Here is a 14100-nt window from a genome sequence, read left to right on the forward strand (position 1 = left end):
GCCCGCCTTCACACCTCGACCAGCTCGAACGAGGTCGTGATCTCCGCCGTCTTGCCCAGCATGATCGAGGCCGAGCAGTACTTGTCGTGGCTCAGCTGAATCGCCCGCTCCACCGCGCTGGCGGGCACGCCCTGGCCGGTCACGGTGAAGTGCATGTGGATCTTGGTAAACACCTTCGGGTCCTCGGCCGCGCGCTCGCTGGTCAGCTTGACCGAGCAGCCGCGCACATCGTGCCGACCGCGCTTGAGGATCAGCACCACGTCGTAGGCCGTGCAGCCGCCGGTGCCGGCCAGCACCGTCTCCATGGGGCGCGGCGCCAGATTCTGGCCCCCGTTCTCGGGTTTGGCGGCGTCGGGCGCGCCGTCCATGGCGATCACGTGACCCGAACCCGTTTCGGCCACGAAACCCATGCCCGAGCGCGTGCCCGCCCCGCCCGTCCAACTCACTGTGCATTCCATGGCCACGCCCTCCGCCTGTGACAAAACAGACGCTAGCGTAGCGGATTCGGCACGCCCGCCTGCCCGGTTTGCCAACTAAATCCCGGATACCCCCGCGGGCAGTGTTGCGTTGCAGCAAAAGCTGGCGAACGAGCGTGCTTTTCGCGTACACTCCGTCCCAAGCAAGTGATTCTTCACCTGCACTGTTTGTCTCCTCCACCCCTTCAACAAGGTGGATTAAGCCCCGAACCGCAAGGTCCGGGGCTTTTTTGCTGCGCCGCCGCATTCCGGCCGCCCAGACCGCGCTGCCCGGCCAGCGGCTCTTTATGATGCCCGTCTTGCCCGCTCTCACCCGCCAGCCATGACCACCCAGACCGCCGCCCGGCGCCCCGAGCCCCTGACCGCCACCGATTACCTCAAGCAGGTACTGACGGCCCGCGTGTACGACGTCGCCATCGAGTCCGACCTGGACCCGGCACGCAACCTGGGCCGCCGCCTGCACAACAAGGTCTTCTTGAAGCGCGAGGACCAGCAGCCGGTGTTCAGCTTCAAGCTGCGCGGTGCCTACAACAAGATGGCGCACCTGACGCCCGAGCAGCTGAAGGCCGGCGTGATCTGCGCCAGCGCCGGCAACCACGCCCAGGGCGTGGCACTGGGCGGGCACAAGCTGGGCGCGCGCGCCGTTATCGTGATGCCGACCACCACGCCGCAGGTCAAGGTGGATGCCGTCAAGGCGCTGGGCGGCGAGGTGGTGCTGGCCGGCGACAGCTATTCCGACGCTTACGAGCACGCCGTCAAGCTGCAGGCCGAGGAGGGGCTGACCTTCATCCACCCGTTCGACGACCCGCTGGTCATCGCCGGGCAGGGCACCATCGGCATGGAGATCCTGCGCCAGCACCAGGGGCCGCTGCACGCGGTGTTCGTGGCCATCGGCGGCGGCGGGCTGATCAGCGGCGTGGGCGCGTACATCAAGGCCATCCGGCCCGAGGTCAAGGTGATCGGCGTGCAGATGCGCGACTCCGACGCCATGGCGCAGTCGGTGGGCCGGGGCCAGCACGTGACGCTGCCGGACGTGGGCCTGTTCGCCGACGGCACCGCCGTGAAGCGCGTGGGCGACGAGACCTTCCGCGTTGCCAGCACGGTGGTGGACGAGTTCATCACCGTCGACACCGACGCCGTCTGCGCCGCCATCAAGGACGTGTTCATCGACACGCGCAGCATCGTCGAGCCCTCGGGCGCCATGGCGGTGGCCGCCGTCAAGCAGTATGTGGCCAAGCACAAGACCAAGGGCGAGAGCTACGTCGCCATCCTCTCGGGCGCCAACATGAACTTCGACCGCCTGCGCTTCGTCGCCGAGCGCGCCGAGGTGGGCGAGGAGCGCGAGGCGCTGTTCGCGGTGACGATCCCCGAGGAGCGCGGCAGCTTCCGCCGCTTCCTGGAGGTGATCGGCAGCCTGCCCGGCGGGCAGCGCAACGTGACCGAGTTCAACTACCGCATCAGCGATGCCGCGCAGGCGCACGTGTTCGTCGGCCTCACCACCGCCGGCAAGGGCGAATCGCCGCGCATCGCCGCCGCGTTCCAGAAAGCCGGCTTCGGCGCGCTGGACCTGACGCACAACGAACTGGCCAAGGAGCACGTGCGCTACATGGTGGGTGGCCATTCCACGCTGTCCAAGGACGAGCGCCTGCTGCGCTTCGTGTTCCCCGAGCGGCCGGGCGCGCTGATGAAGTTCCTCAGCCTGATGCGCCCGAGCTGGAACATCAGCCTGTTCAACTACCGCCACGAGGGCGCCGACTACGGCCACATCCTGGTCGGCATGCAGGTGCCCAAGGCCGACGATGCGGCGTTCCGGCGCTTTCTGGGCGAGCTGGGCTACCCGTGGGTCGAGGAAACCGACAACCCGGCATACCAGCTGTTCCTGCAGGGGCGTTGACCGGCCTGGTTCGCTTCTCTATTGATAGCTGTCAGCGCCCGTCCACACTGCGCTGAAGGCCGATTTGACCTAAAACCCTTGAGCCCGCTCAGCCACCCGGCGGCGCCGGCATGGCCTACGGCTGCGGTGGCCGGGGTGTGGGCGCGATCGCGCCGGGCGGCACGCCCGGTGGCGGCAGGGTGCCGATGGCCGGCGTGAACGGCACCGCCCCCGGCGCCGGGCGCGCCGGCGCCACCGCATCGCCGGCCGACGAGCGCTGCGACAGCGGCGGCATCTCCAGCCGCGCCTCGCGGCCGTCGGCGGCAATCACCACCGCCTGCGGCGATACCGAGCGCACCGTCCAGCCGCCCTCCACCCCGTCCAGCGTGGCGCCCACGCGCACCGGCCTGGGCGGCTTGCCGTCCACAGCGATCAGCGCCGCGCCGCGCCCGTCGTGCGTCACGATGCCACGCAGCGCCAGGCGCCCCACCACATCGGGCGCCGGCGCCGCGCTGGCTGCCGGGGCCTCGGTGGCGCCCAGCGCACGCGCCACGGTGCGCGTGTCCACCGTCACGCCACCGGGCGGCGGGCCGCCGGCCACGGCCGCATCGGGCCGCATCGGGCCGCTGCCCAGGCGCAGCCCCCAGAACAGCGCGCTGCCCGCGGCCAGGGCCCAGATGGCCAGCGTCAGCAGGCCGGCCGTCAGACGGGGAGACAGGCGCCCTTTCATGGGCGTTTCGGCAGGCTGCGTGTCATGATGCGGCGATTATCATTGAAGCGAATTCGCTCCCAGGCCGTACCCATGACCGTTTCGCGCCCCTTCGTTGCCCGCCTGCGCCGCGCCGCCGGCTTCACCCTGATCGAGCTGATGGTGGTGCTGGTCATCATCGGCGTGCTGGCGGCGCTGATCGTGCCCAACGTGCTGGACCGCACCGACGACGCCCGCGCCACCGCCGCCCGCACCGACGTGCACAACATCATGCAGGCGCTCAAGCTGTACAAGCTCGACAACCAGCGCTTCCCCACCGCCGAGCAGGGCCTGCAGGCGCTCATCGCCCGGCCCACCACGGCACCGGCACCGATCAACTGGAAGCCCTACCTGGAAAAGCTGCCCAACGACCCCTGGGGCCGCCCCTACCAGTACCTCAACCCCGGCATCAAGGGCGAGGTGGATGTGATGAGCTTCGGCGCCGACGGCGCCAGCGGCGGCGACGGCAAGAACGCCGATATCGGCAGCTGGCAGTGATCCCGCGCGCGCCTTGCGCGCGCGGCTACGACTCCCCATGACCGCGAACGCGCGCCCTGTCCCAAGTCCGGCGTGCAGCGTCTGCCCGTGCCACGGCATGCCGCGGCCTGGTCGAGCGGCCGCGGAGCAGGCCATTCCAGCGGTCGCCGCGGAGCGGGCTTGGCCCGGCCGCTGGCGGCGTCCCCCTGGGGGAAGGCGCGCAGCGCCTCAGGGGGATTCACCTTGATTGAATTGATGGTTGTCGTGGCCATCATCGCGCTGGGCACGGCCGTCGCCTCGCTGGCGCTGCGCGACAACGAGGGCGCAGTGCTGGCGCGCGATGCCGAACGGCTGGCGGCCCTGCTCGAGACGGCCCGCGCACAGTCGCGCGCCGCCGGCGTGCCGGTGCGCTGGCGCAGCACAGCCAGCGGCTTCACGTTCGACGGCCTGCCGGCCAGCGCCGCGCCGCTGCCCACGCACTGGCTGGATGCGCAAACGGCCGCCATCGGCAACGCCCCGCTGATGCTGGGGCCAGACCCGATCATCGCCGCGCAGGCCGTGGTGCTGCACCGCGCCGGCACCAGCCAGCCACTGCTGCGCGTGGCCACCGATGGGCTGCGACCGTTCAGCGTGGAGCAGATCCAGTGAGCCCGGCGCGCGGCTTCACCCTGGTGGAGGTGCTGGTGGCGCTGGCCATCACCGCTATCGCCCTGGTCGCCGGCCTGAAGGCCACCGCCGCGCTGACCGACAACGCCGACCGCCAGGGCGCCGTGCTGCTGGCCCAACTGTGCGCCGAAAACACCCTGACCGAGCTGCGCCTGGCGCGCCAATTGCCCGGCGTGGGCGATTTCAACAGCGACTGCACGCAGGCCGGGCGCAGCCTGCAGGTGACCCAGACCGTGCGGCCCACGCCCAACCCGCGCTTTCGCCGCGTCGACGTGACGGTGAACGAGCGTGGCCATTCCGTGGTGCGCGTGACCACCATCGTGGGCAACAACTGAGATGCGGAGCACTTGCTTTTTGATAGCTACCTGCGCTCGCCAGACGGGCGCTGGAGCCCGATTTGGCTTGAAATCCCGTGGCTTCACCCTGATCGAGGTGCTGGTGGCCCTGAGCATCATGGCCGTGATGGCCGCGCTAACCTGGCGCGGCATCGACGGCATGGCCCGCGCGCAGGCCGCCACGCAGCGCTACACCGACGACGTGCTGACCTTGCAGGCCGGGCTGACGCAGTGGCGCGCCGACCTTGACGCCATGATGACCTGGCCCAACACCGACGGCAGCAACCCTGCGGGCCCGGCCGGCCAGCGCAGCCTGGCCTGGGACGGCAGCGTGCTGCGCATCACCCGCATGCTGACCGACACGCCCGCCGCCGGACTGCGCGTGGCGGCCTGGTCGCGCCGCGCCGGCGACGGCCAGTGGCTGCGCTGGCAGTCGGCGCCGGTGCGCTCGCACCATGCCTGGCTCGACGCCTGGGACGCCGCCGCGCGCTGGGCGCAGAACGGCGCACCGCCCGGCCCGCAGCCCGGCGGTGCGCAGGCCGTGGCGCTGCTGGCGGCGCTGGACTGGCAGCTGCACTACTACCGCGCCAACGCCTGGACCAACCCGCTGTCCAGTGCCTCGGCCGGCTTGGGCGACACCCACGCCCTGCCCGACGGCGTGCGCCTGATGATCACCCTGGCGCCGGGCCAGAGCCTGGCCGGGCCGATGGTGGTCGACTGGGTGCGGCCCGACTTCGGAGGCCGGCGGTGAAGCGCGCAACCCATGCCCAGCGCGGCGCCGCCCTGCTGGCCGCCATGATCACCGTGACGCTGGTCGCCACCCTGGCCGCCGCGGCGCTGTGGCGCCAGTGGCGCGGCGTCGAGGTCGAGGCCGCCGAGCGCGCCCGCGTGCAGTCGGCCTGGCTGCTCACCGGCGCGCTGGACTGGAGCCGGCTGATCCTGTCGGGCGACTACAGCGAGGACGAGCGCAAGCGCCAGATGGTCGATCACCTGGGCGAGCCCTGGGCCGTGCCGCTGGCCGAGGCGCGCCTGTCCACCTTTCTGGCCGCGGGCGAAAGCAGCAGCGACACCCACCGCGACGCCTTCCTCTCGGGCGAGGTGACCGACCTGCAATCGCGCCTGAACGTGATGAACCTGGCGGTCGGCGATGCCAACGGGCGGCAGGAGGCCTACCTGCGCTTCCAGCGCCTGTTCGAGCTGCTGAACCTGCGCAACGCCGAACTGGCGCTGCTGCGCGACAACCTGCAGCGCGCCGCCGACGCCATGAAGGCCGCCGCCCCCGACGGCAACGACGCCCCGCTGCTGCCGCGCCGCTTCGACCAGCTGGCCTGGCTGGGCCTGTCGCCCGAGTCGCTGCAGGTGCTGCGTCCCTACCTGACCGTGCTGCCGCTGGAAGGCAGCGCCGCCACCAAGGTCAACGTCAACACCGCGCCCGCGCCCGTGCTGGTGGCCGCGCTGGGGCTGAACCCGGCCGACGCGCAGCGCCTGGTGGGCGAGCGCGAGCGTGACTTCTTCAAGGACCTGGCCGACGCCCGCCTGCAGCGTGCCGACACCGCCTGGGCCGGCGTCAACTCCAGCTTCTTCGAGGTGCGCGGCCGCCTGCGGCTGGACGACGTGGCGCTGGAAGAGGTGTCGGTGGTGCGCCGCACCGGGCGCAACCGGGTCAGCACCCTGTGGCGCGAACGCGCGGCGCTGAGCGTGCCGGTGGCGCGCTGATACCGTTTGGCGTTCAAAACGATGGCAAATGACAAATGACCGCGTCTGGCGGCGCATGACCTGGCCGCTGGCGCGGCTCGATGACGCGCGCTGCGCGCGCATGACAAAAGCGTCATGGCGCCCTCATCGAAGGCGAAGCCAAGGTCATTTGTCATTTGTCATTCGTCATTTTTGAAAGCGCCTAGGCATCAGGAGTCACCGGCGCCCCGTGGCGCCGTCACACACGCCACCTACAATCGCGCGACCCCCATGAGCCTGCTGCTGATCACCCTGCCGCCCGGCCCGCCGGGCAGCTACGCCTTCGCCACGTCGACCGACGGCCAGACCCTGTCCGGCCACGGCAGCGCCGCGGCGTCGCTGCTGCCCGCGGCGGGGCGCGGTGTCGAGGTGGTGGCCGTGGTGCCGGCGGCGCAGCTGTCGTGGCACCGGGTCGATCTGCCCAAGGGCGCCGGGCCCGGGGCACCGCGCCTGCGCGCCATCCTGGTCGGCCTGCTCGAAGACCACCTGCTGGACGATGCCGACCAGCTGCACTTCGCCGTCGACCCCGACGCCGCGGCCGGCGGCTCGGCCTGGGTGGCGGTGTGCAGCAAACCCTGGCTGACCGCCCACCTGCAGGCACTGGACGCCGCCCAGCGCCCGGTGGCCCGCATCGTGCCCGAGCTGCACCCGCGCGCCGGCGCGCCGCACCTCACCATCACCGGCGAGCCCGAGCGCCCCACGGTGCTGATGAGCGGCGACACCGTGCCCGGCAGCGCGCAGGCGCTGCCGCTCGGCCCCGGCGCACTGGCGCTGCTGGCCGACGCCGACGCCGACGCTGCCGAACCCGAGGTGCTGGCCGAACCCGCCGTGGCCGAACTGGCCGAGCAGACGCTGGGCCGGCGCGTCACCATCGCGGCGCCCGCCCAGCGCCTGTTGGCCGCCAGCCGCACGCGCTGGGATCTGGCCCAACTCGACCTGGCCCGCACCGGCCGCGCCCGCGCCGCCAAGCGCGCCGGGGCGGCGTGGCGCGACTTCCTCTACGCCCCGCTGTGGCGCCCCGCCCGCTGGGGCCTGGCGCTGCTGCTGCTGGCGCACCTGGTGGGGCTGAACCTGTGGGCCTGGCGCACGCAGCAGGAACTGCAGGTGCGCCGCGGCCAGATCAGCCAGGCGCTGACCGAGACCTTTCCGAACGTGAAGGTGGTCGTCGACGCCCCCGTGCAGATGAGCCGCGAGGTGGCCGCGCTGCGCCAGGCCACCGGCGCCGCCTCGGCCCGCGACCTGGAACCGATGCTAGAGGCTTTTGGGCAATCAGCGCCCGCCGGCACAGCGCCGACAGCTATTGAATTTGCAGCGGGCGAGCTGCGCGCCAAGGGCGTGCAGGTGGCCGCCAGCCAGCTGGCCGAGGCCAACCAGCGCCTGCGCCCGCTGGGTTACCAGTTGCAGTCCGACGCCGACGCGCTGGTGCTGCGCGAAGGGGCCGCACCATGAGCCGGCCGCCGCGTTCGCCCAACCCATTGGCCGCCGCCTGGGCCCGGCTGGGCGCGCGCGAGCGCCGGCTGGCGGCGCTGGCCGCCACCGTCGTCGGCCTGGCGCTGCTGTGGTGGCTGGGCCTGGCGCCGGCGCTGCGCACCCTGCGCGAGGCCGACAGCCAGCGCGCCGCCCTGCAGGTGCAGGCGCAGCAGATGCAGCGCCTGAAGACCGAGGCCGAGGCGCTGAAGGCGCTGCCGCGCCTGTCGCGCGACGAGGCGCTGCGCGCGCTGGAAGCGGCCGTCAAGCAGCGGCTGGGCGCCACCGGGCAGTTGAGCGTGGTGGGCGACCGCGCCAACGTGGCGCTCAAGGAAACGCCTGCCGACGCGCTGGCCCAGTGGCTGGCCGATGCGCGCATCAACGCCCGCGCCACCCCGGTCGACGCGCGCCTGACCCGCGGCGCCAACACGGCGCCCGGCGCGCCGGTGCTGTGGAGCGGCACGCTGTCGCTGAGCTTGCCGGGCCAATGAAACACCCCTGAGTCGCCTGCGGCGCCTTCCCCTCAAGGGGACAACGCCAGTGGCCGGCGCAGGTCCGGCCACGGCGTTTCGCGCATGGCCTGCTCCGCGGCCTTTCGAAAGTTGACGTTGCCAGCGCAGCAGCGCGCGTGGAGCAGTCTGCATGACCGCCCTGCGTCGGCGCCCCGCTGCTGCGCCCGCGGTCCGCGCACCGTGGGGTTGGGCGGTGGCGGGCGTGCTGATCGGTGCGGCTTTCATGCTGGTCACCCAGGCGCCGGCGCGCTGGCTGGCTGCGGGCTGGCGCGCGCCACGGGCGGCATGCTGCTGCTGACGGAGCCGCAGGGCAGCGTGTGGTCGGGCTCGGCCCGGCTGGTGCTGACGGGCGGCGCCGGCAGCCAGGACAGCGCCGCCCTGCCCGGCCGCGTGCAATGGCGGCTGACGCCCGCGCTGCCGGGCGTTCAGGCCCAGGTGACGGCCGATTGCTGCACAGCCGGTGCGCCGCTGCGCCTGCGCGTGGCGCCGCGCTGGGGCGGCGCGCGCGTGGCGCTGGCCGATGGCCAGTCGCAATGGCCGTCGGCCCTGCTCACTGGCCTGGGCACGCCGTGGAACACCCTGCAGCCCGAAGGTGAACTGAGCCTGAGCACCCAGGGCCTGGCTGCCGAATGGCTGGCCGGCCGGCTGCAGGTGGACGGCCGCGCGGAGGTCACGGCGCGCCACGTGTCGTCGCGCCTGTCCACGCTGCGGCCCATCGGTTCGTACCAGCTCAAGCTGAGCGGCGGCCAGGCCGTGGCGCTGGATCTGTCCACGCTCGAAGGCAGCCTGCGCCTGTCAGGCAGCGGCCAGTGGGTGGGCGGGCGCCTGCGCTTCAACGGCGAGGCCAGCGCCGCGCCGGGGCTGGAGGCGCAACTGGCCAACCTGCTCAACATCATCGGCCGCCGCCAGGGCGACCGTGCCATCATTTCATTCGGCTGAGCACCCCCTAAGCGCCGCCCCGTCTCTCCTGTATGGCTTTTTTACATCAATCCAGACGCCTGCGCCCCGTGCAGGATGACCCAACTGCTACAGTCGCCATAGCTTGCCAGGCTGCTGACCCGATGCTCCGTGCTCCTCATCACCCCCACCCGCCGGCGCCTGCGCGCTGGGGCGTGGCCGTGGCCGCCGCGCTGGCGCTCGCGCTGGCGGGCCCTGCGCAGGCGCAAACCACCGCCTCCGACAGCGCGCCCGCGGCGCGCAGCGGCGGTAATGTCACGCTGGATTTCGCCAACGCCGAGATCGACGCCGTGGCGCGCACCATGGCCACCATCACCGGCCGCAACGTGGTGGTCGACCCGCGCGTGAAGGGCACCATGACGCTGACCAGCACCGCGCCGGTCAGCCCGGCCGAGGCCATGCGCCTGTTTGGCGCCCAATTGCGCACGCAAGGCTTTGCGCTGGTGGACAACCGCGGCATGGTGCTGGTGGTGCCCGAGTCCGAGGCCAAGCTGCAATCCGCCGCCGTGTCGGCCGGCGCGGTGCGCGGCGGCGGCCAGATCCAGACGCAGATCTTTCGCCTGACGCACGAGAACGCCAACAACCTGGTGCCGATCCTGCGCCCGCTGATCAGCCCCAACAACACCATCAACGTCAACCCCGGCACCAACGCGCTGGTCATCACCGACTACGGCGACAACCTGCAGCGCCTGGGCCGCATCATCGCGGCGCTGGATGTGTCCAACGCCACCGGCGTCGAGATCGTGCGCCTGCGCCACGCGGTGGCGTCCGACCTGGCGCCGCTGGTGGCGCGCCTGATTGAATCCGGTGGCGGCGGCACGTCCGCGGTGGCGCAGGGCGTGCCGGGCCAGCCCGGCGTGCCGCCCGCGGCCATGGGCGTGGCCACGGGCAGCGGCGACGGCTACCGCACCACGCTGGTGCCCGAGCCGCGCAGCAACGCCATCATCGTGCGCGCCGCCAACCCGGCGCGGCTGGCGCTGGCCAAGACGCTGATCCAGCAGCTCGACCAGGCGCCGCAGGCGCGCCCCGACGGCGGCAGCGGCAACATCCACGTCGTCTACCTGAAAAACGCCGACGCCACCAAGCTGGCCGTCACCTTGCGCGCGGCAATGGCGGCGCTGCCGGGGCAGAACAACACGGCGGGCGGCGGCGCGGCCGGGGCAGGCGGTGGCGCGTCCGGCACCGGCGGCCTGACGGCCAGCCAGCCATCCCAGAACCTGGGCAACACGAGCAACAGCGGCCGCGGCACCGGCATGGGTGGCCTCAACAGCGGCCCCAGCATCAACGCCGCTGGCGGCAACCAGCCTTCCACCGGCGGCCAGATCCAGGCCGACCCGGCGACCAATTCGCTGATCATCAGCGCCCCCGAGCCGGTGTACCGCGAGCTGCGCGCCGTCATCGACCAGCTCGACCAGCGCCGCGCGCAGGTGTTCATCGAAAGCCTGATCGCCGAAGTCAACATGGACCGCGCGGCCGACTTCGGCGTGCAGTGGCAGGCGTTTGGCCAAAGCGGCAGCACGGTCGGCGTCATTGGCACCAACTACTCGACCGGCCGGGGCAGCGGAACCGGCAACTCGACCAACATCTTCGACATCGCGGCGGCGGCGCTGGGCTACCAGAACACCGGCAACGTCAGCAGCCTGGCGACGGGCCGGCCCAATACCGGCTTCAACCTCGGGCTGGCCACGCGCGCGCTGGGCGTGCTGGCCAACTTCATCCAGAGCACCGGCGCCGGCAACGTGCTGTCCACCCCCACGCTGCTGACGCTCGACAACGAAGAGGCCAAGATCATCGTTGGCCAGAACATGCCCTTCGTCACCGGCAGCTTCACCAACACCGGGGCCACGGGCGGCACCACGATCAACCCGTTCCAGACGTATGAGCGGCAGGACGTCGGCCTGACCTTGCGCGTGCGCCCGCAGATCAGCGAAGACGGCACCATCAAGATGGTGATCTACCAGGAATCGTCCAACCTTCAGGCCACCACCGAGGCCGGGCCCATCACGCGCAAGCGCGCCATCGAATCGAGCGTGCTGGTCAACGACGGCGCCGTCGTCGTGCTGGGCGGCCTGCTGGAAGACCAGTACACCTCCAGCGTCGACAAGGTGCCGGGACTGGGCGACGTGCCGGTCATCGGCAACCTGTTCAAGAGCCAGAACCGCAAGCTCACCAAGACCAACCTGATGGTCTTTCTGCGCCCGGTGATCGTGCGCGATGCCGCCTCCACCGAGAGTTATTCGCTCGACCGCTACGAGCTGATGCGCTCGGCACAGCAGGGCAACCAGCCCCAGCCCAGCAGCGTGCTGCAGATCAACCAGGCGCCGGTGATGCCGCCCGTGGTGCCCGCCAGCCCCGATGCTTGGTCGCGCCCGGCGCCGCCGCCGCCGCTGATCAACCCCGCCGCGGGCGAGGGCAACTACTACGGCGGCACCACCATCACCAAGCCGTAGCCATGCGCTACCCGCTGCCCTACGCCTTTGCGCGCACCGCGCGGCTGCTGCTGGAAGACGATGGCCAGGCGCTGACGCTATGGCACGACGGCCGCCCCGACGCCGGCCATTTGAGCGAAGTCATGCGCCGCTTTGGCGCCGCGCAGCAACCGCTGTCGCTGCAACAATCCGACCCGCACACGCTGGCGCAGCGCATCAGCACCGCCTATTCGCAAAGCGAATCCAGCGCCGCCGCCGTGGTGAGCGAGGTCGAATCCGACGCCGACCTGTCGCGCATCATGCAGGAGCTGCCGGCCGTCGAAGACCTGCTGGAATCGGCCGACGACGCGCCCATCATCCGCATGCTCAATGCCCTGCTCACGCAGGCCGCACGCGACGGCGCCAGCGACATCCACATCGAGCCGTATGAGCGCCACAGCAGCGTGCGCTTTCGCGTCGACGGCGCGCTGCGCGAGGTGGTGCAGCCCAACCGCGCACTGCACGCCGCGCTGATCAGCCGGCTGAAGATCATGGCCGACCTGGACATCGCCGAAAAGCGCCTGCCGCAGGACGGCCGCATCAGCCTGCGCCTGGGCACCCGCGCCATCGACGTGCGCGTGTCCACCATCCCCAGCGCGCACGGCGAGCGCGCGGTGCTGCGCCTGCTCGACAAGAGTGAGAGCAAGCTGAGCCTGGAAGCGGTGGGCATGCAGGGCGCGGTGCTGCAAAGTTCGAGCGCCTGATCGCCCAGCCGCACGGCATCATCCTGGTCACCGGCCCCACCGGCAGCGGCAAGACCACCACGCTGTACGCCAGCCTGGCGCGGCTGGACGCGCACCGCAACAACATCATGACGGTGGAGGACCCGATCGAATACGACCTGCCCGGCGTCGGCCAGACGCAGGTCAACCCCAAGATCGAACTGGACTTCGCCCGCGCCCTGCGCGCCATCCTGCGGCAAGACCCCGACATTGTGATGATCGGCGAGATCCGCGACATCGAGACGGCGCAGATCGCCATCCAGGCCAGCCTGACCGGCCACCTGGTGCTGGCCACCCTGCACACCAACGACGCCGCCAGCGCCGTCACCCGGCTCATCGACATGGGCGTGGAGCCTTTCCTGCTCAGCTCATCCCTGCTTGGCGTGCTGGCGCAGCGGCTGGTGCGCAAGTACTGCACCACCTGCGGGGGCAGGGCTGCGACGCCTGCGGCGGCACCGGCTACGCGGGCCGCACCGGCGTGTTCGAACTGCTGGTGGTCGACGACGACATCCGCGCCCAGGTGCACGGCCAGGCCCCCGAGGCCGACATCCGCGCCGCCGCCCTGGCCAAGGGCATGCAACTGATGCGCGACGATGGCGAGCGCCTGATCCAGCAGGGCATCACCAGCCGCGAGGAAGTGCTGCGGGTGACGCGGGATTAGAGGCCTTTTGGCCTTCAGCGCCCGTCTGACGTGCGCAAGAAGCTATTATTTTTGTAGCAAACTGCGGGCCGGAATCAGGGGCGGAGGCTGCGTGCTCCCGCGAACTCCTGCGCTGGCACCGCAACTGCGCGTTGATGCGAACGTTTGAATGAAGCGGCCGGTACTCCGGTCCGCTTGCATGCTGGGTTAGACATCGCTGCTCCTCTGAACGCCATACGTTTGCATAGCAGACGCTACCTGCGATTTCTCTGTTGTTTCGGCGGTATAGAGGCGATAACTCGGGGCAATGATTGGCTCCACTGAGACGGCCTGAATGACGAAGACGGAGCGAATAGGAAACTTCGCACCGGCCATAGCTTCCAGCGGCGTAGACCACTTAGAGAAATCGGCGTCGGATCTTCTTATATTCCGCGCGGTACCGATGACCTTGAATCCCTTTTGAACAAAGATATCGACGAAGCTGATGCAAACACGAGAATTGACTTCGATGTTGCGTTCACTCGTTGGCGATGCAATGTTTGCAACTACGATGTGCTGAGAGTCGAAGGCAGCAAATATCTCCTTCGGGGAGACGTTCGGCTGACCCGTTTCGTCGACGGTGGCAAGCCAGCACAGCACGCTGCGACTGGTTTAATCCAGGACTTCAGAGGTGAGCATGAGGCGGCCGGATGTTTGGATTTGTGATGTCTAACGGCCAAAGTAAGCGGCTGGCCGTAGGCCAGTCCGCTTGACTGCAGAGTTAGACCCGAAGGCCAAAAGGGAGCGCCTGGATTTGAAGACGGGCGCGACCCACAAAAACGCTGGGCCACGGAAGCGGCGCAGCGCTGCAAAAATAATAGCTACTGGCGCTTGAGTGGCAAGCGCTAGAGGCCAAAAAGGCTACAACCTGACGCAGCGAATGCGCGCGAAGCCCGGCGCAGCACCCAAACCCCAAAGGAGAAACTTTTGAGAAAGGCGAAGCGCTGGAATGAATAGCGGCCTGCATAAATTGGGGTGTCTGCGGG

Annotated in this window: 12 protein-coding genes and 3 pseudogenes; 11 read left to right on the plus strand and 4 right to left on the minus strand. The window is 70.4% G+C overall.

Going from position 1 to position 14100, the window contains the following annotated elements; all coding sequences use genetic code 11:
- Positions 1-8 precede the first annotated feature (8 nt).
- Positions 9-458 (minus strand): OsmC family protein, encoded by a 450-nt coding sequence (locus H0I39_RS05320; protein ID WP_180549817.1) that lies wholly within the window; start codon positions 456-458, stop codon positions 9-11.
- Positions 459-798: 340 nt separating this feature from the next.
- Between H0I39_RS05320 and ilvA the strand changes: the two genes are divergently transcribed.
- Entirely contained in the window at positions 799-2370 is a 1572-nt protein-coding gene (gene ilvA, locus H0I39_RS05325) for a threonine ammonia-lyase, biosynthetic (RefSeq protein ID WP_180549818.1), read from the plus strand.
- 115 nt (positions 2371-2485) lie between these two features.
- Here the strand turns inward: ilvA and H0I39_RS05330 are convergent, their stop codons facing one another.
- Complete coding sequence (locus H0I39_RS05330; protein ID WP_180549819.1) at positions 2486-3079, minus strand: type II secretion system protein N; 594 nt, start codon at positions 3077-3079, stop codon at positions 2486-2488.
- Between the two features lie 72 nt (positions 3080-3151).
- Here H0I39_RS05330 and gspG point away from each other — a divergent pair, with 72 nt between their 5' ends.
- From gspG to H0I39_RS05380, 10 genes and pseudogenes are all read left to right on the plus strand, one after another.
- On the plus strand, positions 3152-3595 hold the full coding sequence (gene gspG, locus H0I39_RS05335; RefSeq protein ID WP_180549820.1) for a type II secretion system major pseudopilin GspG: 444 nt from the start codon (positions 3152-3154) through the stop codon (positions 3593-3595).
- A gap of 234 nt (positions 3596-3829) precedes the next feature.
- Complete coding sequence (locus H0I39_RS05340) at positions 3830-4222, plus strand: type II secretion system protein GspH (RefSeq protein ID WP_180549821.1); 393 nt, start codon at positions 3830-3832, stop codon at positions 4220-4222.
- Positions 4219-4575, plus strand: coding sequence for a type II secretion system minor pseudopilin GspI (gspI, locus tag H0I39_RS05345; protein ID WP_180549822.1), 357 nt, complete (start codon positions 4219-4221; stop codon positions 4573-4575). The genes H0I39_RS05340 and gspI overlap by 4 nt, the downstream gene beginning before the upstream one ends.
- Before the next feature lie 67 nt (positions 4576-4642).
- A complete protein-coding gene (locus H0I39_RS05350) occupies positions 4643-5326 on the plus strand; it encodes a PulJ/GspJ family protein (RefSeq protein ID WP_257645636.1) in 684 nt (227 codons plus the stop codon).
- Complete coding sequence (gspK, locus tag H0I39_RS05355; RefSeq protein WP_308645777.1) at positions 5323-6291, plus strand: type II secretion system minor pseudopilin GspK; 969 nt, start codon at positions 5323-5325, stop codon at positions 6289-6291. The genes H0I39_RS05350 and gspK overlap by 4 nt, the downstream gene beginning before the upstream one ends.
- A gap of 249 nt (positions 6292-6540) precedes the next feature.
- On the plus strand, positions 6541-7758 hold the full coding sequence (gene gspL, locus H0I39_RS05360) for a type II secretion system protein GspL (RefSeq protein ID WP_180549824.1): 1218 nt from the start codon (positions 6541-6543) through the stop codon (positions 7756-7758).
- Entirely contained in the window at positions 7755-8267 is a 513-nt protein-coding gene (locus H0I39_RS05365; protein WP_180549825.1) for a type II secretion system protein M, read from the plus strand. Before gspL ends, H0I39_RS05365 begins: the two co-directional genes overlap by 4 nt.
- A gap of 151 nt (positions 8268-8418) precedes the next feature.
- Positions 8419-9227 (plus strand): annotated as a pseudogene (gspN, locus tag H0I39_RS05370) (type II secretion system protein N).
- 122 nt (positions 9228-9349) lie between these two features.
- A complete protein-coding gene (gene gspD / locus H0I39_RS05375) occupies positions 9350-11695 on the plus strand; it encodes a type II secretion system secretin GspD (RefSeq protein ID WP_180549826.1) in 2346 nt (781 codons plus the stop codon).
- 2 nt (positions 11696-11697) lie between these two features.
- Positions 11698-13096, plus strand: a pseudogene (locus tag H0I39_RS05380) (GspE/PulE family protein).
- Positions 13097-13282: 186 nt separating this feature from the next.
- Here the strand turns inward: H0I39_RS05380 and H0I39_RS05385 are convergent.
- Together H0I39_RS05385 and H0I39_RS05390 are read right to left on the minus strand one after the other, a co-directional pair.
- Positions 13283-13714 carry a pyridoxamine 5'-phosphate oxidase family protein gene (locus tag H0I39_RS05385; protein WP_180549827.1) on the minus strand — a complete coding sequence of 144 codons (432 nt, stop codon included), beginning with the start codon at positions 13712-13714 and terminating at the stop codon, positions 13283-13285.
- 69 nt (positions 13715-13783) lie between these two features.
- Positions 13784-14081, minus strand: a pseudogene (locus tag H0I39_RS05390) (DUF1010 domain-containing protein).
- Positions 14082-14100: the final 19 nt, after the last annotated feature.

Source organism: Ottowia beijingensis (assembly GCF_013423955.1).
In the GTDB taxonomy this organism is placed as follows: domain Bacteria; phylum Pseudomonadota; class Gammaproteobacteria; order Burkholderiales; family Burkholderiaceae_C; genus Ottowia; species Ottowia beijingensis.

Excerpts from the sequence above, each read along its gene's own strand:
- ilvA (WP_180549818.1), top strand. The coding sequence starts at position 799 with ATGACCACCCAGACCGCCGCCCGGCGCCCCGAGCCCCTGACCGCCACC.
- gspD (WP_180549826.1), top strand. The coding sequence starts at position 9,350 with ATGCTCCGTGCTCCTCATCACCCCCACCCGCCGGCGCCTGCGCGCTGG.
- H0I39_RS05340 (WP_180549821.1), top strand. The coding sequence starts at position 3,830 with ATGGTTGTCGTGGCCATCATCGCGCTGGGCACGGCCGTCGCCTCGCTG.
- H0I39_RS05365 (WP_180549825.1), top strand. The coding sequence starts at position 7,755 with ATGAGCCGGCCGCCGCGTTCGCCCAACCCATTGGCCGCCGCCTGGGCC.
- H0I39_RS05320 (WP_180549817.1), bottom strand. The coding sequence starts at position 458 with ATGGAATGCACAGTGAGTTGGACGGGCGGGGCGGGCACGCGCTCGGGC.
- gspL (WP_180549824.1), top strand. The coding sequence starts at position 6,541 with ATGAGCCTGCTGCTGATCACCCTGCCGCCCGGCCCGCCGGGCAGCTAC.
- H0I39_RS05330 (WP_180549819.1), bottom strand. The coding sequence starts at position 3,079 with ATGAAAGGGCGCCTGTCTCCCCGTCTGACGGCCGGCCTGCTGACGCTG.
- gspG (WP_180549820.1), top strand. The coding sequence starts at position 3,152 with ATGACCGTTTCGCGCCCCTTCGTTGCCCGCCTGCGCCGCGCCGCCGGC.